This is a genomic window from Streptomyces sp. NBC_00209 (assembly GCF_045206345.1).
Taxonomy (GTDB): domain Bacteria; phylum Actinomycetota; class Actinomycetes; order Streptomycetales; family Streptomycetaceae; genus Streptomyces.
The window spans coordinates 3,864,565-3,885,600 of record NZ_CP108121.1; the positions used below are offsets into that span (position 1 = coordinate 3,864,565).

Consider the following 21,036-nt stretch of genomic DNA (forward strand, 5'->3'; position numbering starts at 1 on the left):
GGGCTCAGTCATGGATGGAGCGCGCATGCGTGAGAACGAAGAGGCCGACCGGGCGAAGGGGATGAGCCGCGAGGAGCTTCTGGAGCTTCCTGTGTCCGTTGACCTGGAGACGGGCAACCGGGCTCTGGGGCTTGGGCGGAGCAAGGGGTACGAGCTGGCCAAGCGTGGCCAGTACCCGTGCAAGGTGCTCAGGCTCGGGAACGCCTACCGGGTGGTGACCGCAGACCTGCTGGCCCTGCTGGGGCTGGCAGCGTGAGGCGTCAGATGGGTGTCGGGGGCTTCTGCGCTGAGCTGACACAGAAACGCTGGACTGTGGTGCGGCGTGGACGTACTGTCCGTGGTCGCTCGCGGTGCCGAAAGGCCCGCGAGAAGGGGGGAGCCTCCGGCGGTGCAACGCCGGAGGCCCCGAGACTCCCCAGCAATCCCGTGAGAACCGACCCGGCGGCAGGGGCGAGCAAGCCCAAGGCCGCCAGACGAGGAGTCGCCCAGTGCAACCCGAGGACCCCGAGTCCTATTCCGCCCCCGCCCGAGCGACCTGGCCCGCCACAGCCATCCCCGGCCGGCCGAGCACCCACTCGCAAGTTGACAGTGCCGTGGCGGACCCGAGCGACGGTACGGCCGACACCAGCGCCAGCGAAGCGGATCCGGCGGGCAGGCTGGCGGCCATCCCCGACGCGGAGCCGACACCTGGCTCGGAGCTGCTTGGCGAACTGCGTTCCCAGATAGCCCAGTTCGTGATCCCTCCCTCATCGGAGGCGTTGGACGCGATCACCCTGTGGGTGGCGGCAACGCATCTCCAGCCCGCGTGGCAGCACGCCCCACGTCTGGCGGTGGTGGGGCCGGCGAAGCGCTGCGGCAAGTCGCGGCTCCTGGACGTGCTGACTGAGACGGTTCACGAGCCGATGCTCACCATCAACACCACACCAGCGGCCATCTTCCGCTCGATCAACGAGGACGAGCCACCGACGCTGCTGGTGGACGAGGCCGACACCATCTTCGGCCCCAAGGTCGCGGAGAAGAACGAGGAGACGCGTGGCCTGCTCAACGCCGGTCATCAGCGCGGCCGGTATGTCACGCGGGTCGTCGGCAACGACCACACCCCGCACAAGTTCGCCACGTTCGCGATGGCGGCCATCGCGGGTATCGGGGACCTGCCGGACACGGTGATGGACCGGTCGGTGGTCATCCGCATGCGGCGCCGGGCCGATGGTGAGAAGGTCAAACCCTTCCGCTCACGGCGCGACATCCCGGCCCTGCACGAGCTGCGCGACCGCATCCACACCTGGGCCCGCCCACTGTTGGAGGACGCCGCAGACCTGGAACCGGACATGCCGGTTGAGGACCGTGCTGCCGACACATGGGAGCCCCTGGTGATCGTTGCCGACCTGGCAGGCGCTAGCTGGCCCCGGCTCGCGCGGATTGCCTGCGCGCGGATGGTCGCCGCCGAAGTGGCGGCCGAGGAGGACCATCCCAGCGGGGCACGCATCCTCGCCGACATCCGCCGGGTCTTCTTCGCCCAGCGTGAGGCGGACAGCCTCTCCACCGCGGATCTCCTCTACCACCTGAACGCGGACGACGAAGCCCCGTGGGGAGAGCGGGGGCGCTACGGCCTGACCTCCCGGGAACTCGGAGCGATGCTGCGCGACTACGACATCCGTCCCGGCAACGTGCGTATGGCGGACCGGTCGCAGCGCAAGGGCTATACGCGCAACAAGTTCCTCGACGCGTGGCGGCGGTACTGCCCCACCGTCCACCCGGTCGTCGCCCCTCGCGGCGAGGGCTGAACCCCACCCTCACTGGTTGCCGTACTTGCCGTCCCTGCCGTGATCTCGCAGGTCAGGGCGCATACCGGCAAGACGGCAGCCGAGGGCAAGACGGCAACGCAGGCGTCTCCGCGCAGGTAGCGCGCCAGTCAGGAGACACCGTCCGGATCCGTCTTGCCCCGTCCCAGGCGTCCTTGCCGTATCGCCGCCGGTCGCCGCCCTGCTCGCCGGGACGGATGCCGCGAAGCAGCCGTCCCGGCAGCGGCAGGCTGCGCCCTGGCAGGAAGCTGCCACCTCCTTGTCGCGAGTCAGGACAAGACGGTGGCGCTGCCTGCCGAAACGGCATGTCCGGAGAGCTGCCGTCCCGCGCTGACCTGCAGGTGCAACGGCCAAGACGGCAAAGACGCCCCACGCCACTACCCCCAGGAGCTTCCCGCTTGACCGCCCCGCACCTCACCACGCAACCAACACGACCACGAGACGACGCCCGCAGCGACGAGAAGCCGAAGAAGCGGGCTGACGCCGAGCAACTCGTCCTCGGCGCGGCCGGCCTCGTCATCGTCGCGCTGACAGCCGGAGCGTTCTGGCTCTCCTACGCCCACCTTGCCGACGTCGCCGGCCAGCACGGGCTCGGCGCATCCCGCATCCGCCGCTGGGCCTGGCCCGCCACCCTGGACGCGTTCATCGTCGCGGGCGAACTGCTCATGCTGCGCGCAGCGCTGCGCCGAGACACCGACCCCTGGGCGATCGCCGTGACCGCCGCCGGATCAGTCGGCTCCATCGCGCTGAACGTCGCCGGGGTCAGCGGCACGGACAACGCGCGCAGCGTCCCGTTCCTCGACTACGTGGTCGCAGCTGTTCCTCCGGCCGCCGCGATGGTCGCCTTCGGCGTCCTGATGCGACAGATCCACCAGCTCGTCGCACCGTCCGACGACGGCTCGGACACCGGTTCCGCACAGGCACAAGACCGGTCGGTCGGCGACATCAGCCACAGCCACCGAACGGATTCCCCTCCCGATGGTGCGCAAGCCTCGAATAACGAGCGGACGGAACCTGCGTCCCAGACGTCAGATAGCAAACCGAGCGGTGGCCGACCGCCGAAGGCGACCATCGCGGAGCTGACGGATATCGGCCGGGCCACCGGTCATCAGCACGGCAAACTCACGCGCGGCCTGCTCCGAGCGGCTGTGAAGGACCGAGACCTGACGATCGGCAGTGAGCGGCAGACCGAGGTGATGGAGCGGCTTCGGCCGGAACTCGAAGCCGTCGGTATCGAGGTCTCCAGGCGCTGACGCCTGGCCTGCTCGGGTGACCGGAACCCTTCCGGTCACCCGAGCATTGGCCAACCGATTCGCAGACTTCCACAGCCGTGGCCAACGCGATGGCCGTGCCGCGTAGGCATCGCCACCCCGTAAGCCCAGACGTACTTGGAGCATCTTCCTTGACGCACAACCAGCACCTGCCCGACGACACCCACACCGAGCCGTCTGCGTTTTCGCAGTCACCTACGCTGACGGAGCGTTTGCGTCGGGCGTTCGGACGGGCTGCCCCTGGCGGAGCCAGTAGTACCCCGAGTCCGACTCAAGGCCGGTCTTCGGGGGTCTCCGCCCCAGGGGTGGCGGAGACGGCCCAGCGCCAGGGGGCGCCGGACCAGAAGGTCGTGACCGAGAACGGCCCCGACCCGGACACTCTTCACGCCAGCCAGCAAGCGATCCTCCGCCCAACACGCGCCGCCGCCCTCGCCGTCAGCGAGCCCGCTGTGCAGAGCGTCCAGCCAACGATCCGCCGGTTCACCGGCGACAAACGCACCAAGCGCGTCGGCCCCATGCGCTTCACCGATGACGAGCACACCAGCCTGCGCGAGGCCGCAGCCGAGCACGGCTACAAGGGCGAATCCGGGTTCGCCGCCGACATCGTCCTCGCCTTCCTCGACGGCCGCTTCACCGCGAACCTCCCCCTGTCCGAGGACCGACGCCGCACCCACATCTTCCGAGCCCAGGTTCTGCGCGCCCTCAACCGCACCGGCGTCAACGTCAACCAGATCGCCCGCGCCCTCAACAGCGACTACACCCCGCCCGACATCCGGCAGCGTCTCGACGAACTCCACGACCTGCTCACCCTCATCGCCGCGGCCCTGCGCGAGCCCACCCACGCAAGGGTGGTCTGATCCGCGTGATCGCAGCCATCAAGCCCGCCGGCTCCAACACCCGCGGTCTGCTCGCCTACCTCTATGGTCCCGGCCGACACGATGAACACCTCGACCCACACCTCGTGACCGGATTCGCCATGCTCGGCATGCCCGACCCCGGCCGCGACGAGAACACCACCCTGACTCAACTCGGCCACTACCTCGACGAGCCCGTACTCCTGCGCAACAGCGAGTTCGGCAAGCCCGTCACCGACCACGTCTGGCACTGCCCCGTCCGCGCCGCACCCGAAGACCGCTACCTCTCCGACACCGAGTGGGGCGAGATCGCACAGCGCATCGTCCGGGCAGCCGGCATCGCCCCCGACGGCGACGACCTCGCCTGCCGATGGATCGCCGTACGCCACGCCGACGACCACATCCACATCCTCGCGACCACCGTCCGCGAAGACGGCCGACGCCCCAAGCTGCACGACAGCGGCATCCGGGTCGGCGATGCGTGCCGGGAGATCGAGAAGGACTACGGGCTGCGCCGCTTGACGAAGGGCGACCGCACCGCCACCCGGCGCCCCACCCAGGCAGAGATGCACAAGGCCGAGCGCCTCGGCTGGGAGCAGACCAGCCGTGAGTGGCTCCAGGACCGCATCCGCGCAGCCATCCCACACGCCACCAGCGCCGAACAGCTCCTCGCCTACCTCGAAGCCGACGACATCCTGGTCAAACCACGCCGCGGCCCCTCTGGAGATCTCCTCGGCTACGCCGTCGGCCGACCCGGCGACCTGAACAAGGACGGCCAGCAGATCTACCACCCCGGCGGGAAGATCGCCCCCGACCTTTCTCTGCCCAAGCTGGAAGCCCGCCTGGAGACCATCACTCCTGAGGAACACCCCACCGCCCGTCGCAACCGACACACCACTGCCTGGCATCAGGCCACCGACGCCCTCGACACGCTCCACACAGAGCTCACCGACACGAGCGCCGGGGACAGCGGGGACGCGCGGGCTCAGGCGCACATCACCGCCCTGGGCGAACTCATCGAAGCCACCGCGCAGAAGACCCACGCCAACCTCCGTGGCCAACTGCGTTCAGCCAGCCGGTCCTTCGCCCGCGCTGAACGCTCTCAAATCCGGGCCGAAGACCGCACCGCCCGCGCTCTACGGACCGCAGCCCGTGACATCGTCAACACAGCCAGCGGCCCCGACGGCAGCGCCCTCGCAGCCCTGACCGCCGCACTCGTCTGGGCCGCCATCCTCGCCGGACGCTGGCACGAGGCCAAGGGGCACGCCCACCAGGCCAACGCCGCCCGCCAAGCCGTGCAGCACCTCGAGGCAGCCGCCGACGATGCACTCGCTCCGACGCTCACAGAACTCGAAGCCCGCCGCCCCACGGAGGAGGCCCGTCACACCCTGGCCAGCGACGTACGCGCGGCCGTTCCCGAGCACGCCGAGCGAATCCTCGCCGATCCCGGCTGGCCCGCCCTCGCCACCGTCCTTGCCGACGCAGAAGCCGGAGGCCACCAGCCCCACCAGCTCCTCAAGGAAGCCGCCGCGCGACGAGAACTCGGCACCGCCCACAGCCCCGCCCGGGTCCTGATCACCCGCATCCAGCACACCAGCCGCAACCCCGCACCCAACCGCCGCGCCGAAGCAGCCTGCCTGCGAAGCACCAGGGCAACGGGCGTCAGCGCTCCGCCCCCCGACACCTGGCCGCTCAAGGCGACAGCCGCTCCCGCCCGCCGGCCGGGGCGTCCCCTTGGCTGATCTCGAAGAGGAGCGCCCGATCCCAGAGCTCCACCTGGCTCTACCAAACCCAACCGCGGAGACTTCCGGTCAGGCTGTCACCTCAGCCGGGGCCGAGACCGGTGGACGAACCCCAGTCAGCTCTTCAGCACGGCTCAGCAGGAGAGGCGCGAGCTCTGGATAGAACCCCCGAGCCACAGCCTGGAGCATTTCTGCGAGTGCGGCGAGCTCACCGATGCGGCCGGCGGGGGAGTCGAGGACGTGGGCGAACTGACTGCGGATTCGAGTGGCCACGAGTGGCACGCGAAGGCTGTACGCGTGGAGAAGGCCCGGGTCGTACCCGACCGGCACGTGGCCCCAGCGCTCCCAGTCCAGCAGGGTCAGCGGCATTCCGGTGAGGTTGCCCCAGTGAAGGTCACCATGACCAGTGACGCGCTCAACCTTTGACGGGGCGGGGATGCCCAGGAACTGGGGGAAAGCCCGCTCGATCCACTGTTGCCTCACGGTCTCCTTCCTCCCGTCCACTTCCGCCAGGCGGTCAAGAGCCTGTCTCAGCAGGCCCCACCACTGCTCCGGCAAGGCCGGATTACTGGTGAGGTCCGGCCTTCGAGGTGAGATGACTGGATCCTCTACAAGGTCGAGTACCTCAGCCTCGAAGGAGTAGTCCCCTTCAGCCCAGTCATACGTTCCATGGAGGGCTGGACGCGGCACGTCACGCGGTACCAAGAGGTCCGCTCCGACGATCCCTTCCCCGTGCTTGCGCCCGACGTTCTTCACCAGACTCCGGCTGACACGCAGCCAGTAGGCGCCCGACTGACGGCCCAGAGTGAAGCCCCCGAAGCCCCACGCCAACGGCCCCGTGCAGGTCAGGCCGACCGCTTCTGCAGCCGTTTGGTGAGCGGCTTCCATCAGCGCTCGCGTGGCCTCATCCGGTGGCAAGTTCATCGGTCACTCTCCTGAGCTGTTCGCGGGTGAGGGGCGCGGCCAGGGCCTTTGCGGCATCGTCCCAGTGACCAAGGCTGCTGGCCGAGGTCAACACGACGTCCAATGCCGGGCAGGAAGCGGCAGCCAAGAGGCCGGCGGCACCAGGCGAGAGGCCGGGGCGTATCAGGTCGATCACTTCGGGTGTCATGGCGTCGAGGAGTTCGCCGCCGTGCAGGGGTGCCGAGGCGAAGGTGAGCATGCCGGCATCCTGTGCCTCGACCAATGCCCCGCCTCCATCGAGTGCTTGGGTGATCGGAGCGTCCATGATCAGGCTTACGGGCATCTGGATCCCGATCAGATGGTGGCCTTCCGATCCCGATGCCTCCCGGGCAAGGGTGACCAGCTCGGGGACGCTGAAGGCGCCCTCCCGGAGACCTGACCAGGTGGCCACCCCGTAGCCGCCGATCCGGCGGAGTTGCACGAGCCCTTCGAGGACTGCAAACGCTTCTCTCAGGCGCCCGTGCAATGCGGCGCGGTGTCCGTTGCGAGCGGCTCGCTCGGGATTATGGACGAATACCAGGTCCACGCGGCCGAGCTGTTCCCTGGCCTCCTCCACCTGTTGGCAGACGAACCGGGGATCGAGGCTGTGCCCGACGGCGGCATCCTCGTCAGTGAGGACGCCGAGCGCCATGGCCGTCTGAGCCTGACTCCTTGTGAAGAAGCCAGTCTTGGTGGCCGTCTGCGTGGAACCAGGGTGCTCCCGCAGGACTGGTCCGAGGCGCTGTTGCGCCATACCGTCCGCGTAATTCGGTGCGGTGTCGATCCAGGGAGCACCGGCCCGCAGAGCGATACGGGCCGCCTCGCACACGTCCCGGACCCGATAGGTCCCCAGGGACAGGGCCGCCGTCACAGGGCAGTCCCGACAACAGCTACTGCCTGTCCCTCGACGAGGACCGAAATGAGCGCGGCCACGTCTTTCACTTCCAGCCCGGCACATTCAGCGAGATCGCCCAACGTGGCCGACCGGCCGAGAAGCAATCGGCGCAGGATCGGCGCGGCCGACTGGGCAAAGTCCCAAGCTGTGCCTGCCGCCGAGAACGTGACGGTGTTGTGCCCGTCGTTCTCAGCCACACGGCTCCGCGGAGCAGTCAGGCGTACGGAGATCTCCGGCCGTGCGGGAAGCCCGTCCACGTAGGGCAGGGAGGGGATCGCGTGCCCGTGGTCGGTGGTATCGATGGACTCCGCCCACCGTTCGACGAGCCGGGGGTCGGCCAGCTCATTCAGAAGTTCCCGGCGCATCGCGACGAGATAGTCCGTCTGGTCAGGCAGCGAGGCGAACCTCGGAATGTCCTTGCGCAACGCGAGGACGGATCGAAGCTGGTCCACGACCCAGTGGAGCAGGTCCGCGCCTGTGTGGGAGACGAGGCCGAACGTCAGGTGCAGCGAATCCGTACCTTGGTCGGCGGTGACCGCGTGCCACCAGCCGCGTGGCAGGTAGAGCACGTCACCGGGCGCCAGGACGAGGTCTGCAACCGGCTCGCCCTCGGGCTTCTCCGGCGACTCGACATCGCGGAACGTCGGAGCCTCGCGAGTGGATCCGTACAGTTGCCATCGCTTGGAGCCATGCACCTGGACCACGACGACATCGTGGTCGTCCCAGTGGAGCCCGAAGCCCTGCCGCTCCGTCCAGGAAGCGTAGGCATTGACCTGCACGGGGGTGCCGAGGAAGCGTTCCAGGCCCTCAGCAGCCATCCCGACGGGCGGGTGGATTTTCTCTACCGAGTCCAGGACGAGTGAGGCGCCGTCCTTGAGCTGGGCGTGCAGTTCGGCCGGCAGGATGCGGGACCAGGTCACCGCGCGGCGGGTCGTCGTCGGGGCCGCGTATTTGTGTACAGGGACCATCTCGCCGTCCACCGAGAGCCTTAGCCGGGGCGGCTCCAGGCGCTGAGTGGCGATGATCAGGTTCAGGTCGTCCCAGGAGAAGAGGCCCGCCGTGTCGGCGGCACCGGGGAAGAGAGCGTAGGAGCGGTTGTACGTCTGGGCGAGGAACGTGTCCCCGCCCAGACGCCCCGCCCACGAGGCAGCATCAAGCATCGTGGGCGGCCCGATCAGTCGTTGCCGTCGGAACGGCCGCCACTGACGTCGGACTCCTGCTCGGTTCGGGTGCGAGCGGCCACGATCTTCCGCTTCGCCACGAGCAAGCCCCCCTCAGCGGCCACTGAAGCAGTGTTCTCTACCATCATCGAACTTCCCTCTCTACTTGGGGAACTCCCACCGGAGGCCCGGCAGGACGACTGGAGTCGGGTAGGCCGAGAGCCGCTACGACGTGCTGTAGATACCGGCGGCGAACAGGCCCAGCGAGCCGACGATCAAAGCGACGTACAACGGCCCTGCAAACCGGCCGATCCGGCGCTGGACCCACCGCGACAGGGCATCCACTAAGCCGACCCCGGCTCCGCCACCCGGCGAAGCCCGCGAGCCGACACGGACGGGCCCACGCAACGCGCACACTCGCACGGAGGGAAGCAGCCCGGGTTCGAGAGGATGACGAAGGGGTCGCCCTCCCGCATAGCGGTCGTCTGTGACCATGAACGTCCGGAGTCGCGGGACACGCGAAGCGTCATCAGAACGCGGCTCTCGCCCGCCGGGTCCGCCGCCCGCGAGGCTCCTTCGTATCCGCGACCCTCAGCATCACTGCGATTTGCCATGTCCGCACCCTTCCGCAGTTCCTGGCCCACCTCGTTTGCGACAACACCCAGGAAACCGCGCATAGTCGGAGGTCTCCACGGCATCGATGCGGCACTCTTGACGCAGATCCGTGCACAGGCTCCGAAGGGGCCGAAGCCGCGGGAAGGGGGCGCCATGGGACTGGCAAAACGACGCAAGACCCTGGGCTACAGTCAAGAAACACTGGCCCAGTTACTCGGCGTGGACCGCACAACGGTCGGGCGCTGGGAAAGCGGCAGGATCGACCCGCAGCCGCCTCAGCGGCGAGGCTTGGCCATCGCCCTGGAAGTCAGCCTTCAAGAGCTGGAAGCCCTTCTGACACCGCCACAAGCCGCTGGCCAGGAGCTTGCCGGGCACCATTCCAGCGACCCCCCGAACGCGGGAGACTCTGACGAAATGATCCGCCGCGAATTCCTCCGCATACTCACTGTCAGCGGTGCGCTGACCGTTCTGCCGACCGACGAGGCAGAGGCGCTCACGGAGGGCGTCCGCAGGGGGATGCCAGCCGACTTCACACGAATGAACAGTCACCTTTGGCAGGTCTACCAACTGGCGCGCTCAAAGGGCTCCGTCTACCCCGTTGTCCGCGACCAACTGGCCACATTGAACGAGGCTCTGGCAGGCAACCGAGGGGGCACACGCCCACTTCTGAACGCGGCTGCCGACCTCTTTCAATTGGCCGGCGAGGTGGCCTTCGACGGAAGCCGTTACTCCGACGCCGCTGCTTCGTATTCGCTAGCGGCTGCCGTCAGCAAGGATGCCAAGGCGTATGACCTGTGGGCGTGCGCACTCGTTCGCCACGCCTACGTAGACATGTCTGAGCAGCACTATCGCCAGGCCGCTCAGATGCTGGGTGCAGCTGAAAGGCTGGCCAGCCGGGGTGACAGCAACCTCTCGACCCGGCATTGGGTCGCTTCTGTCCAAGCCGAGGCGTATGCGGGCCTCGGTGATCTGGCCGCGTGCGAGCGGGCGATGGACCAAGCGGAGACCGTCCGCGAACTCACTGCGGAGAGCGTCAACGGCGGATGGCTCCGTTTCGACGGTGCACGCCTCGCCGAGGAACGAGGCTCCCGCTACGTGCAGCTGGGCCGACTCGACCTGGCAGAGGACGCCTTGAAGGATGCCCTGGAGCAGACGGCCTTGGCGTCAGGACAGTCGTACCGGCGGCGCGGAGCAGTGCTTACCGATCTGGCCGCCATCGGCGCTAAGCGGCGAGACCCCGAACAGGTGGTGGCCTACGGAAGGGAAGCCATCAGCCTCGCCCGAGCCTCAGCATCCGGGTACGTCGCCCGTAGACTCCGAGACCTGTGCGACGAGTTCGGTCCACTGAGCCGCGACCACCGCGTGGCGGAGCTGGGGGCCGAGATCGCCACGCTGAGCACGCCGTGACGAGAGGGGTAGGCATGTCGCAGACCGAAGGTGCACGACTGTTCCGGGAAACCTGGATCGCCGGAGTGCACCAGCACTTCCCCGGAGAGCCGAAGGCCGGCTACATCACCCCGTGGGACGACACCCCACAGTGGGAACGTGAAGCCGCCGGATCGGTCCACGACCAGGTACGGCAATTCATCGAGGTCAGCAACGGCCACACGTCGAAGCTCTCCCGCGAGCAGAAGAGCCGTTTCGTCGCCACGTGCTGGACCGCCCAGATGTTCAAGCACTTCGAGGACCCAAAGCCCGGGTATGTCGCGGACTGGCCCGACCTGCCGTCCTGGCAGCAGGAAACAGACGCCGACATCTTCGAAGCCATCGAGAAGGCGCACCGCTGACAACTCGGAACACTCCTCGGTGGTCAGTCGAGTGGCCTGCCAGCTCGGGTGCTCGCTACTACTCTCTGATCGGCTTCGCCGACCACGTAAGCAGCGGCACTGGAGAGCCCGTGGCGGCCTTGGTGCTTCCGGAGATTACATGGCCAATACCGTCGCCGACCACATCACTGCCGCACGGCATGCCCTGGTGCACCCTCAGCGGGATAACGGCGGGGCCGGACCAGGTGACCAGTTGAGGCGAGCCGAGGTGTAGGTGCGTGTGAGGCTGCCGTTAACGTAGCGGCACCCCACATGGAGTGCCGCTACCGTCAACGTAGCGGCACCCCTCATGGCGCGCTATGAGCCGTCGATCAGTTTCTGTACCTCTGGCGGAATTTTCGAGCCGGAGTAGGAGACGACGAGCACGGCGTCACCAGGTGAGTCTCCGACTGCGATGGCCATCCTAGGGGAGAGGCCATTGACCTTGTAGGCAGTCTCCGTGGTGCCCGCCCCCCCTGCTTCGTCCTTGCCGCCGATGTCGTCACACGGCGGCTTGACGGCAGTGCCGAGTTTGTCGGATACCGTGAAGTCCACGTTGGCGACATCCCGGTATGTACGCCCTTGGTAGGTGAACTCGAGCGCGCAAGATCCCGACCCTTCGTCGCTGCTGGCATCGGCCCCGCATCCGGCCGCTGTCATCGCTAAGAGCCCTGCCAGTAGCAAACCTGTAGATCTTCCGGCCCAGCTCATGGACATCCTCCTTCAGTAGATGCTGCGAAGAGCGAGGATGTCGCCCTTGCCCAGGGTCCTTGCCTTTGTCGTGCAGGTGAATGAGTTCGTGTACATAGTGAGGTTCTCGTGTCCGGATTTGACATGACTCAATCCGAAGATGTGCCCGGCTTCGTGCGTGCCGACGGATCGAATGTCGTACTTGTTTGAGCAGCCGCTGACCGGCTTGTTCGTAAAGTCGTAGTCGTGGGTGTTGAAGCGGACGTCGGCCTCGCGGAGGTCATTTTTGACGCCTGGCATGGACCAGGTCCATGAGCAGCTCGAGGCTACAACGCCGGACTTGAGGTCCCCTGCGTCCCACGTGCTCAGTTCGTCGCGATCGGTGCACTGGCCTGTGCTGTTGATGTCTGCTTCATAGGTTGTGGGGGCCCTGTAGTTGTGTTTCGCGGGGACCTGGTCGGTGTAGCCACAATTGTTGTAGCTATCGGTGATGTTGTCGATGGCGTCGTAGAATGCCCACATTGCGTCTGTGCGCGACAGGGCGCCGGGCATTCCTCCGTCACCGATCCACCACTCGTAGGAGCCGTATTCCTTGCGATCTGCTGTGGCGTAGGCGCCATCGCTGCAAGCCCCTGGAGAGGCCGTGGCATCGACATCTGCCACCTCGACATCCTCCGGCGCGGAGGGGTCAGCTGCATCTGCGTCCGCCCCATCAGACTCCTGCGACAGGTCCCTGGCAGTAATCACTGGGTTTGACAGGGCATCAGGAATGTCGGAACCCGCAGTGGAGGAGTCCGTAGCTGTGTCGGTCAGGTTGTAGGAGACCTTGCCGTTGGCTGCGACCTCCAACGTGAACCCGTGCGTCTCGCCGCTCGTCGTCAGTGCGTCGACACTCACGGCCGTGCCCGGTTCGGGAACAGTCACACCGGTTCCGTCGTAGGTGACGATGCGGCCGACTGCCCCGCAGTCGATCACGGAGGCGCCGGCAGGCAGGTCAGTGGGGCTCAACGCTCCTTCCTCAGGAAGGTGGCAGACGGTCGCCCCGTCGGTCCCTGTAGTGGTCGCCTGCGCGCTACCGGCGACCCCGGATACCGAAGCTAAGAGCGCGAAGGCTATGAACGATCTACCTATGAATTTCAGGCTGTGCCCAGTCATTCTCCACCCCCAGTTACTCCCGGCAAGCGGGAGACGATCAGAACAGGAGGATGGTAGTCACAAGTCCTTCACAAGATCCTTCGCCTCACTCGCTTCTGGCTTGATTTCGTTTTATGTGGCTGATTACCCTCGGTCATTCATGAGTCTCCACGTTTTTTGATTCGGAATAAGTCATTCCCGTTTCCGACTTGATGGGCAATCGCCCTGTGCCTCGCAGGAAGTCATGATCTTGATCCACATGGCTTCGCCCTGTTCGCCCTGAAGGCGTGAATGGTTGCCAGCCATTGCAAGCCTGGTTGCGCTCTGGGGCGCACGAGCATGCGGTTGTGTGCGCGGGCGAATGAGCGCCGTGGGGGGGGGGGGGGGGGGGGGGCTCGCAAACGGGTACCGCTGCTCACTGGTGCTGCAGCGTAGGCGAGGGGGATTCTGGTGCTATTTCCCTCTGCCGTGCGCTGGCCAGGGAGTACCAGGGCTGCGCCCAGCCCCCTCTGAAGTCAGAGATCCCATGAGGGCCGATGGAGGTTGAACGCGTGCGAATACGACGTGGGGGAATCATCAGTGCTGCAACGGCAGCGGTAATGCTGCTGTCCGTATCAGCAGCCACAGCGGAGGACTACCTGTGGAGTAGCTACTGGTACCGCGCCACCTCCGGTATGGAATCCGGAAGATGGGGTGACGAGCAGTACTCACAGGTGCTGTACAGACACTGCAGCGGTACCCGAACCGGGTCCGGTAGCGTCCCGTACAACACAGACATCCAGGTGCATCAGGTCGTCTCGCGGTGGCCGGACACGGACTATGACAAGAAGACATTCTCCGAGTGCTTCGGGGGCTACATGTACCAGAGCAACGGCGAATGGCACAATCTGCCGCTTGCCGACTACTACTTCAGCGTCGAGGCGGTCAGGGGCGGCAAGGGCGAGCTGGACGTCGAGCTGATCATGGTTGACGACACCGCTGCTGACTAAAGGTTTTGCGTAAGCCGGAGGCCGCCGCTCGCACACCGGAGGGCGGCGGCCTGCTGTCTCGTTCACCGTCCCGACGGGAAGACCGTGAAGATCACCGTACTGTTCCGCACTTCGCCAGCCTTGTGGGCTGCGCCCGTTGCCCTCGCACTGCCGCTGATGTACTACCTCGGTCCTGGACATCCTCCGGCCGACAACCTTGGATATGCACCTGAGATCACGTCATACCCGCTGCGATTCGCCTACCCGTTCGCCTACGCCGTCACCTCCGCCCTGGCCGCATGGGTGTCCGCGACCCTGCGGCAGGCCGGTGTCTGGGACATGAACAACGCTCGCTCCCGGTTCCGCATCGCTACCCAGGCGCTGCTCCCGGTTGTCGCACTGGCTTGGACGATGCTGGCACTTCCCGTGCTGGTGGCGCTCACGACAGAGGGCGCGTGGCCAACGTGGGACAGCCTCTCTCCGTTGGTTGTAGGGATGATTGTGTGCGTTGAGCACGCGGTGATCGGATTTGCCGTCGGACGGTGGGTACCGAAAGTCATCGCCGCGCCGATCCTTGCAGTGGCGACTTGGGTGGCCGTGGCATTCGCCGTGACCGTCGATGCTCCCTGGGTACGGCACGTGTCGGGCGCGTTCCCCGAACAGTTGATGTTCGGCGAGGCGCCCGCTTGGGGGGCGCTCTGGCCACACGTTGCATTCACCGGCAGCATCGCTGCCGCGCTGATGATGGGGTGGCTTCCGGCACTGCACCGAATGGTGGCCGTGGCCGCCGCGTTGGTGCTCGGCGCCGCAGGCGTCACGAGCACTTACGAGGCGGTCAAGAACTACGACTACAACCCACCGCTCAAGACCTACGCGGTCAACATGGAGTGTCGAGACGCGGGGCACACGGCCGTGTGTATGCCGGAGCAGACCGCCGAGGCATTGCCGCAGGCCGTGAAGGCCACCAAGGGAGTCCTGTCCGACTTCGCGGCGGCCGGTGTCCCACTGCGGCCCGAGACCGTCATCGATACGCTGCCCGAAGGGCGCTTTGCCACCCCGTCAACAGCGTCGACCTGGCGCGTTCCTCTGACCGCGGCCACCGGCCGCCGCGACGCCAGATTCGCCGTTGTCATCGCTGCGACAGGCATGAACTGCGCACGCCCAGACCCTCTTCTGCGCCGTGTGGTTATCGCGTGGTCCGCTCAGGTCACCGGCACGACCTCGTCGTGGGAAAGGCTTCGAGCAGTGATTGACCGGCAAGGCTCGCCGGGCGATGTCGACGGGACTCTGCACAGTGTGCTGAGCCGGCCGGCCACGGAGCAGGCCCGCTGGTTTACCACCACCTCCAAGAAGGCATGCAACGTCTGATGCGATGGTGGCTCAAGACTCGCCGAACCTTCACGGTGCTCACCGCTCTTGCTGTGCTGTCGATGGGGCTGGCAGTGTGGATCGGCGAAGAGTCCGTACTGCTGCCGTCGTTCTTCTCGAATAGCCAGCAGGCCGTATTGATCGTCTTTCTGCCCATCCCCACCGTGGCGGCACTCTCCCTCTCACTGGACTCGCGACTGACCGCTTTTGAGGCGACTGCCATCCGCCGGGTCTCGGCGCGTGATGTGTTGCTCGTCCTGGGCACTCTCGCCGGCTGTCTGGCTTTCTCCGGGATCTTCTGGTCGTCCACGGGCATGTCGGTGGTGCGCAACATCGCATTCCTGACCGGCCTGATGCTCCTGGTCCGGCCGTGGGCGCGGCAGGCCGCCGTTGCGGCGCCTTTGACGTGGATCGCACTGGTCGTGTTCTTCTCTCACCGTCCCTATCCCGATCCCGACCCGTGGACCGTTCTGCCGGAGTCCGCGATCACCGTCCATGCCGCCGTTGCAGCTACGGTCGTGCTCGCGGGCGGCCTCATTCTTCTCCCTCGGACACGCCAGGAATCAACATGACGATGCACTTCGACAACGTGACCTATGCCTACCGGCGTTGGAGCCGACCGATCCTCACCGACTTCACATACGCCCTCCCCGTCGGGCTGACGGTGCTCCTCGGCCCCAACGGCGCCGGGAAATCCACGCTGCTGAAGCTCGCCGCAGGCACCATCCGACCCGCACTAGGAACAGTCGCACTCGACGGCGTGCCATCAACTGCTCGCCCATACAGGCATAACGTCGGGTGGTTGCCGCAGCACGTACAGCCGATGCCGCAGCTAACCGCCCGCGAGTACGTGGCCTATGCGGGATGGCTCAAGGGTATGGCCGCCTCCACAGCCCACGAGAAGGCCGCAATCGCTCTGAAGCGTGTCAACCTCACCCAGCAAGCCGCCATGAAAACTCACCGCCTATCAGGCGGACAGTTGAGGCGTCTGGGCGTGGCGGCCACGCTCGTGCATGACGCTCAAGTCCTCCTGCTCGATGAGCCGACCGCAGGACTGGACCCGCAGCAGCGTCGAGCCTTTCGCGACGTGCTGGCCTCTCTTTCCGGCCAGGCAAGAATCCTGATGTCCACCCACGACATTCAGGACCTTGCCGAGGAGGCGAATCACGTCACCGTCCTACATGCAGGCCGGATCCTCCATAACGGCACAGCCAAGGAGTTCTTGGCATACACCCCACCCGGGGTCGCGCCCGGCCGTGCCGCCGAAGCCGCGTATACAACAATCCTGGATTCCGACAGCAACCCAAGTGGCTAATGCAGCCAAGGCTTACGCATTTAGAGCGCGTTTCTTATAGCGTGATGGTTCGTTGAACTATGCATGGCGGATCTAGTGCCGGATCAAGCAACGTTTGCCCTGTTGTGATGTGACGCGCCGTTCGGGTGCTGTGCCGCACGGCGTGTGACGGTCACCCTGTCGGGGTGGCAGAACGAGTACGCGTGCGCGAGATCGATGACGACGGGGGAAGACGGCTGCTGCGGATCATCCGCAGGGGCACCGGGTCGGTAGTGACCTGGCGGCGTGCCCAGATGGTGTTGCTGTCCGCGCAGGGCATGCCGGTGGCGAAGATCGCCGAGGTGTCGTTCACCAGCCATGACCGGGTCCGGGATGTGATCCACAACTTCAATACGGACGGCTTCGACTCGCTGTATCCGAAGTACTCCGGCGGCCGGCCCAGGACCTTCACCCTGCCCGAGCGCCGGGAGATCAAGAAGATCGCGAAGTCCAAGCCGACCGAGCACGACCTGCCGTTTTCGACGTGGAGCCTGACCAAGCTGGCGGACTTCCTGGTCGCCGAGGGGGTGGTCGACGACATCAGCCACGAGGGACTGCGCATCCTGCTCCGCGAGGAAGGCGTCTCCTTTCAACGCCTGAAGACCTGGAAGACCTCCCGTGACCCGGACTACGCGGCCAAGAAGGCCCGCGTCGAGCACCTCTATGCGATCGCCGACGGCGAGGTCATACCCGAGGACGGCGAGCCCGAAGTCATTTTCTGCGTGGACGAGTTCGGCCCGCTCAACCTGATGCCCCACCCCGGACGGCAATGGGCCGAGCGTGGCGGCAAGCACAGGGACCCCGACCGCGAACCACGACGGCGGCGGGCGACCTACAACCGCTACGGCGGAGTGCGACACCTGTTCGCCGCACTCGACCTGGCCAAGGACAAGCTCTACGGCCACATCAAACCGATCAAGAAACGCACCCAGTTCCTGGAGTTCTGCCGCTACCTGCGCAGCCTCTACCCGCCCGAGGTCCGGATCGCGATCGTGAGTGACAACTTCTCACCGCACCTGACCACGAAGAGGTGCCAGCGCGTCGGCACCTGGGCTGCGGCGAACAACGTCGAGATGGCCTACACCCCGACCAACAGCTCCTGGCTCAACCGCATCGAGGCCCAGTTCACGGCCCAGCGCTACTTCACCCTCGACGGCACCGACCACGCGGACCACAAGGAACAGGGCAGCATGATCCGCCGCTACATCATCTGGCGGAACAACCACGCTGCTGACCAGCGCCTCCGCATGGTCGTGGCCGGAGCGAATGTCGCCTGAACCCGATCTCGTCGGCGGTCACTACTGCCGGTCAGGCCACAGTCCGTCCGGCACCACGGTTGCCTGGGTCTGAGCGGCCAGCCATGTCTTAACCTCGTGCCAGGCGGCCTGTTCCTCCGCCGCGGTGCCCCACCACCAGGTGAACGGCGAGTCGTCGGACGTCAACTCCTCCCGCCACCAGCCGACGCTCTCAGTCAGATGGTGGCGGGCGACCGTGCCCCTCTCCACCTCCCAGCGGGCGAGCCACGGGGCGACTGAGGAACTCGCGGTCACACAGCTCTCGAAGACCTCGCACGCCGGGGTCGGTGGCGACTCCACCCGCAGGGCCTGTGTCCACCACGCCTCCAGGAAACCGGCCACCGCCCCAGCCTGCTCGCGGGGCCACCGCGACCAGCCCGCCGCGGCCAGTCCACGAGCCATGAGAGTGGACTCGACCGCGCCCTCGGCGAGCACCACGACGAGCTGCGGCAGGACCCGACGGATGATCGCGGGCTGGTCGTCCCAGTGGAAAGGATCTTTCTGCGCGACCCGGCCGACAAGATCCGTCGGGAGACGGACGTCAGGAGTCCGCAGGAGCTCGACCTCGACCTCATCGAAGCACCGGCCGCACACAGTCTCGTCCGCTTGGGCCGTCATGCCGCCGAAGGTCGTCGCGACCCTCGCCACCGCAGCGGCAAGGACATCGCCATCTGGAGAAGTCACCGTGCACCCCATCAAGACTCCAGCAGGCTGCCCCAGCCGAAGAGAGCGACGCTACCAGGCGACAACCCACCCATCAGAACAGGGCGGACATTGCCTGATACGGGACTAGTTGAGCGTTCGGTGCCGGATGCGTTGTGGGTGTTGTTCCGGCGGGTCGTACAGCCCACAGAGGTGAGGCGTCCGCAGGGCGGGGGCAGGCGTCGGGCTGGTGACCGTGAGGCCCTGGCCGCAATCGTGTTCGTGGCGACGTCGGGCTGCACGTGGAGGCAGCTTCCGCCGGTTTTCGGTCCGGCCTGGCAGACGGTCTAACGGCGGTTCGCCAAGTGGAGCGGGGACCGGGTCTGGGCCCGGCTCCACCGTGTGGTCCTGGACGAACTCGGGGCGCGGGGTGAGCTGGACTGGTCGCGGTGCGCGATCGACTCCGTCAGCGTCCGGGCGGCAAAAGGGGGCTTCTGAGGGGACCGAATCCGACTGACCGTGGCAAGTTGGGATCGAAACCATCTGGTCACCGACCGGAACGGACTGCCGCTGTCTTTGGGTATCGCTGGCGCCAACATGCACGATCGTCAGGGCCTGGAACCGCTCGTGCGCGGGATCCCGCCCATCCGATCCCCTTGTGGGCCCCGCCGCAGGCGACCGGGGAAGCTGCACGCGGGCAAGGGCTACGACTACGACCATCTGCGGCGATGGCTCCGCAGGCGCGGCATACGTCACCGCCGCGCCCACAGGGGCGTTGAGCCTCCGCCCGGCTCGGCCGCCACCGCTGGGTCGTCGAACGAACCGCTTCCTGGCTGGCCGGCTGCCGACGCCTGCACCGCCGCTACGAACGCAAACCCGAGCACTTCCTTGCCTTCGTCGGCATATCCGCAGTCCTCATCTGCCACCGATCAGTGCCTGTGTGCCGGATGATTCCCGAGCTCATAGTTCTTCGTCGTGTTGGTACAGCTCGGCGTCGTCGAGTCGGCGCGTATTGGCTGATAAACGATCACGTGCCCGGAGTGCGTGAGCGCTGCGTGAGCGGACGAGGCGGCACCGGATGGATCGGGTGGTACGCGTAGCGGGCGGTTCAGGTCTCCTACCTGGGGAAACGGGATTCACAGACACCGCCCAGCACCACTCGGGATGATCTTGCAGGCCCTCGTAATGCGTAGGTCTCGGGTTCGAATCCCGAAGGCGGCTCGGATCAGCCCCAGGACTCACTCGCCGTGACCTGGGGCTTTTTCATGTCTCCCGGTGGGTTGGTTCTGGGTTCACCCCGGGTGGGGCGCTGGGCCGTTGGTGGGGTGAACGGGGCGTTTCCAGCGTTGTGTGCTGGACAGGCTCGCGGCGGGGCCGGGTCAGCGGGAGAAGCGGTCCAGGGAGCGGCGGTAGGTGTTCATGCCGATGAGCAGCGGCTTGCTCGGGCGGCGGGTGGGCGTCCGGCGGGAGGTGGTGGCCGCTTCCGGAGTGGCCGCTTCCGGGGTGGTGGCCGCTTCCGGGTGGTCCGCGATGGCGTCGGCCGGCCGGCGGGCGCCGACGAAGACGGTGGCGGGGTGGCCGTTGACCAGGATCTCGTGCGTCGCGCGGACCTGGAATCCGGCGGCACCGAAGGCGTGGTCGAAGACGGGTGCGCCGCGGCGGTTGCAGAGCAGGACGAAGCGGCCGCGCGCGGGGTGCAGGACCCGGGCGAAGGAGTCGCAGGTGCTCGCCGCGAACTCCTCGTACGGGACGGGCAGTTCCTCGTGCTCGCCCCACGGGGGGTCGGTCACGATGACGTCGACCGAACCGTCCGGGAGGGACGGGAGGCTCATGGCGTCCTCCGCGAGCAGCCGCACCCGGCGGTCGCGCAGCGCCTCGCCCGGCAGCTGGTCGCGGTGCTCGGCCAGGTCCAGGTCGGAGTAGATGATCTCCTCGGCGGGCATGCCGAGCCGGGTGACGACGAAGGAACCGCTTCCGGCGAAGGGGTCGAGGAAGGTGTCCTCGGGGTGCGGTTCGGACGCCAGGACGAGCATCGCCGACAACTCGTGGGAGAGGGCGCCGCGCGTCTTCTTGGGCCGGGCCGGCTTGGGGAGGCGGGCGCAGAACATGAGGCTGTCCATGTCCAGGCGGCCGATGACCCAGTATTCCTGTCCCCGGCCGCTGGGTTCGAGGCGCATTCCCGTGAAGGAGGCGACCGTGCGCTCGATCTCCCGCTTCGGGGCCCCGCCGATGGACGACAGTTCGCCGTCCACGTGAACCATGACGCGGAATCCCCGCCCACGTTCGCCCGGCAGGTCCGGGAATTGCGACTTCTTCAGCGATCCGGCCAGCCGGGACACGTTCGTGTCGATATCTCCGCGACGCGTTTCGGCGCATACATAGAAAGCGTTCTTCGCGAAAGGAATGGACGCGACGCGTTCCATGGAGGAACTGGAGGCGAAGAGCATTGCGCTGTCGTCCTGGTACTCCACACGGAAGTCCTCGACAAAGTGCGACATGGCATCAGCGACGAGTTCACCG

General features: G+C 66.7%; 19 protein-coding genes and 1 pseudogene. 13 read left to right on the forward strand and 7 right to left on the reverse strand.

Annotated elements, in window-relative coordinates; genetic code table 11:
• The first annotated feature begins 25 nt into the window (after positions 1-25).
• The 5 genes from OG867_RS17505 (at position 26) to OG867_RS17525 (ending at position 5,669) form a co-directional block, all read left to right on the forward strand.
• Positions 26-256 carry a hypothetical protein gene (locus tag OG867_RS17505; protein WP_285567537.1) on the forward strand — a complete coding sequence of 77 codons (231 nt, stop codon included), beginning with the start codon at positions 26-28 and terminating at the stop codon, positions 254-256.
• A 232-nt stretch (positions 257-488) separates the two neighbouring features.
• A complete protein-coding gene (locus OG867_RS17510; protein WP_285567535.1) occupies positions 489-1,784 on the forward strand; it encodes a DUF3631 domain-containing protein in 1,296 nt (431 codons plus the stop codon).
• Between the two features lie 416 nt (positions 1,785-2,200).
• The gene (locus OG867_RS17515) at positions 2,201-3,055 is read left to right on the forward strand and encodes a DUF2637 domain-containing protein (RefSeq protein ID WP_406286466.1); all 855 of its coding nucleotides are present in this window, start codon (positions 2,201-2,203) and stop codon (positions 3,053-3,055) included.
• A gap of 323 nt (positions 3,056-3,378) precedes the next feature.
• Complete coding sequence (mobC, locus tag OG867_RS17520; protein WP_326660538.1) at positions 3,379-3,930, forward strand: plasmid mobilization relaxosome protein MobC; 552 nt, start codon at positions 3,379-3,381, stop codon at positions 3,928-3,930.
• A gap of 5 nt (positions 3,931-3,935) precedes the next feature.
• Positions 3,936-5,669, forward strand: coding sequence for a relaxase/mobilization nuclease domain-containing protein (locus OG867_RS17525; protein WP_326660540.1), 1,734 nt, complete (start codon positions 3,936-3,938; stop codon positions 5,667-5,669).
• Positions 5,670-5,738: 69 nt separating this feature from the next.
• Here the strand turns inward: OG867_RS17525 and OG867_RS17530 are convergent, their stop codons facing one another.
• From OG867_RS17530 to OG867_RS17540, 3 genes are read right to left on the reverse strand one after another with little or no spacing between them, the layout of a single operon-like run.
• Positions 5,739-6,593 (reverse strand): phosphotransferase, encoded by an 855-nt coding sequence (locus OG867_RS17530; protein WP_326660542.1) that lies wholly within the window; start codon positions 6,591-6,593, stop codon positions 5,739-5,741.
• Positions 6,574-7,569, reverse strand: a complete 996-nt coding sequence (locus tag OG867_RS17535) for an aldo/keto reductase (protein ID WP_326660544.1) — start codon at positions 7,567-7,569, stop codon at positions 6,574-6,576. The genes OG867_RS17530 and OG867_RS17535 overlap by 20 nt, the downstream gene beginning before the upstream one ends.
• Positions 7,479-8,666 (reverse strand): JmjC domain-containing protein, encoded by a 1,188-nt coding sequence (locus OG867_RS17540; protein ID WP_326660546.1) that lies wholly within the window; start codon positions 8,664-8,666, stop codon positions 7,479-7,481. The genes OG867_RS17535 and OG867_RS17540 overlap by 91 nt, the downstream gene beginning before the upstream one ends.
• Before the next feature lie 768 nt (positions 8,667-9,434).
• Here OG867_RS17540 and OG867_RS17545 point away from each other — a divergent pair.
• Together OG867_RS17545 and OG867_RS17550 are read left to right on the forward strand one after the other, a co-directional pair.
• Positions 9,435-10,688 carry a helix-turn-helix transcriptional regulator gene (locus tag OG867_RS17545; protein WP_326670770.1) on the forward strand — a complete coding sequence of 418 codons (1,254 nt, stop codon included), beginning with the start codon at positions 9,435-9,437 and terminating at the stop codon, positions 10,686-10,688.
• A gap of 14 nt (positions 10,689-10,702) precedes the next feature.
• The gene (locus tag OG867_RS17550; protein WP_326660551.1) at positions 10,703-11,068 is read left to right on the forward strand and encodes a hypothetical protein; all 366 of its coding nucleotides are present in this window, start codon (positions 10,703-10,705) and stop codon (positions 11,066-11,068) included.
• Between the two features lie 336 nt (positions 11,069-11,404).
• Here OG867_RS17550 and OG867_RS17555 read toward each other — a convergent pair whose 3' ends face one another.
• Together OG867_RS17555 and OG867_RS17560 are read right to left on the reverse strand one after the other, a co-directional pair.
• Positions 11,405-11,797 carry a DUF6281 family protein gene (locus OG867_RS17555; protein ID WP_326660553.1) on the reverse strand — a complete coding sequence of 131 codons (393 nt, stop codon included), beginning with the start codon at positions 11,795-11,797 and terminating at the stop codon, positions 11,405-11,407.
• 12 nt (positions 11,798-11,809) lie between these two features.
• The gene (locus OG867_RS17560; protein ID WP_326660555.1) at positions 11,810-12,784 is read right to left on the reverse strand and encodes a matrixin family metalloprotease; all 975 of its coding nucleotides are present in this window, start codon (positions 12,782-12,784) and stop codon (positions 11,810-11,812) included.
• Between the two features lie 662 nt (positions 12,785-13,446).
• Here OG867_RS17560 and OG867_RS17565 point away from each other — a divergent pair.
• The 5 genes from OG867_RS17565 (at position 13,447) to OG867_RS17585 (ending at position 17,856) form a co-directional block, all read left to right on the forward strand.
• Complete coding sequence (locus OG867_RS17565) at positions 13,447-13,899, forward strand: hypothetical protein (protein WP_406286472.1); 453 nt, start codon at positions 13,447-13,449, stop codon at positions 13,897-13,899.
• 84 nt (positions 13,900-13,983) lie between these two features.
• The gene (locus OG867_RS17570; RefSeq protein ID WP_406286475.1) at positions 13,984-15,246 is read left to right on the forward strand and encodes a hypothetical protein; all 1,263 of its coding nucleotides are present in this window, start codon (positions 13,984-13,986) and stop codon (positions 15,244-15,246) included.
• The gene (locus OG867_RS17575; protein WP_406286477.1) at positions 15,234-15,818 is read left to right on the forward strand and encodes a hypothetical protein; all 585 of its coding nucleotides are present in this window, start codon (positions 15,234-15,236) and stop codon (positions 15,816-15,818) included. The genes OG867_RS17570 and OG867_RS17575 overlap by 13 nt, the downstream gene beginning before the upstream one ends.
• A complete protein-coding gene (locus OG867_RS17580) occupies positions 15,815-16,561 on the forward strand; it encodes an ATP-binding cassette domain-containing protein (RefSeq protein ID WP_406286480.1) in 747 nt (248 codons plus the stop codon). The genes OG867_RS17575 and OG867_RS17580 overlap by 4 nt, the downstream gene beginning before the upstream one ends.
• A gap of 164 nt (positions 16,562-16,725) precedes the next feature.
• Entirely contained in the window at positions 16,726-17,856 is a 1,131-nt protein-coding gene (locus tag OG867_RS17585; protein ID WP_406286482.1) for an IS630 family transposase, read from the forward strand.
• A gap of 21 nt (positions 17,857-17,877) precedes the next feature.
• On the opposite strand, the gene OG867_RS17590 is transcribed toward OG867_RS17585, so the two are convergent.
• Positions 17,878-18,492 (reverse strand): hypothetical protein, encoded by a 615-nt coding sequence (locus tag OG867_RS17590; RefSeq protein ID WP_326660559.1) that lies wholly within the window; start codon positions 18,490-18,492, stop codon positions 17,878-17,880.
• Between the two features lie 156 nt (positions 18,493-18,648).
• Here OG867_RS17590 and OG867_RS17595 point away from each other — a divergent pair.
• Positions 18,649-19,451: pseudogene (locus OG867_RS17595) on the forward strand (IS5 family transposase); the annotation flags it as partial.
• A gap of 444 nt (positions 19,452-19,895) precedes the next feature.
• On the opposite strand, the gene OG867_RS17600 reads toward OG867_RS17595, so the two are convergent.
• A complete protein-coding gene (locus OG867_RS17600) occupies positions 19,896-20,777 on the reverse strand; it encodes a TRM11 family SAM-dependent methyltransferase (RefSeq protein WP_406286484.1) in 882 nt (293 codons plus the stop codon).
• Positions 20,778-21,036 lie beyond the last annotated feature (259 nt).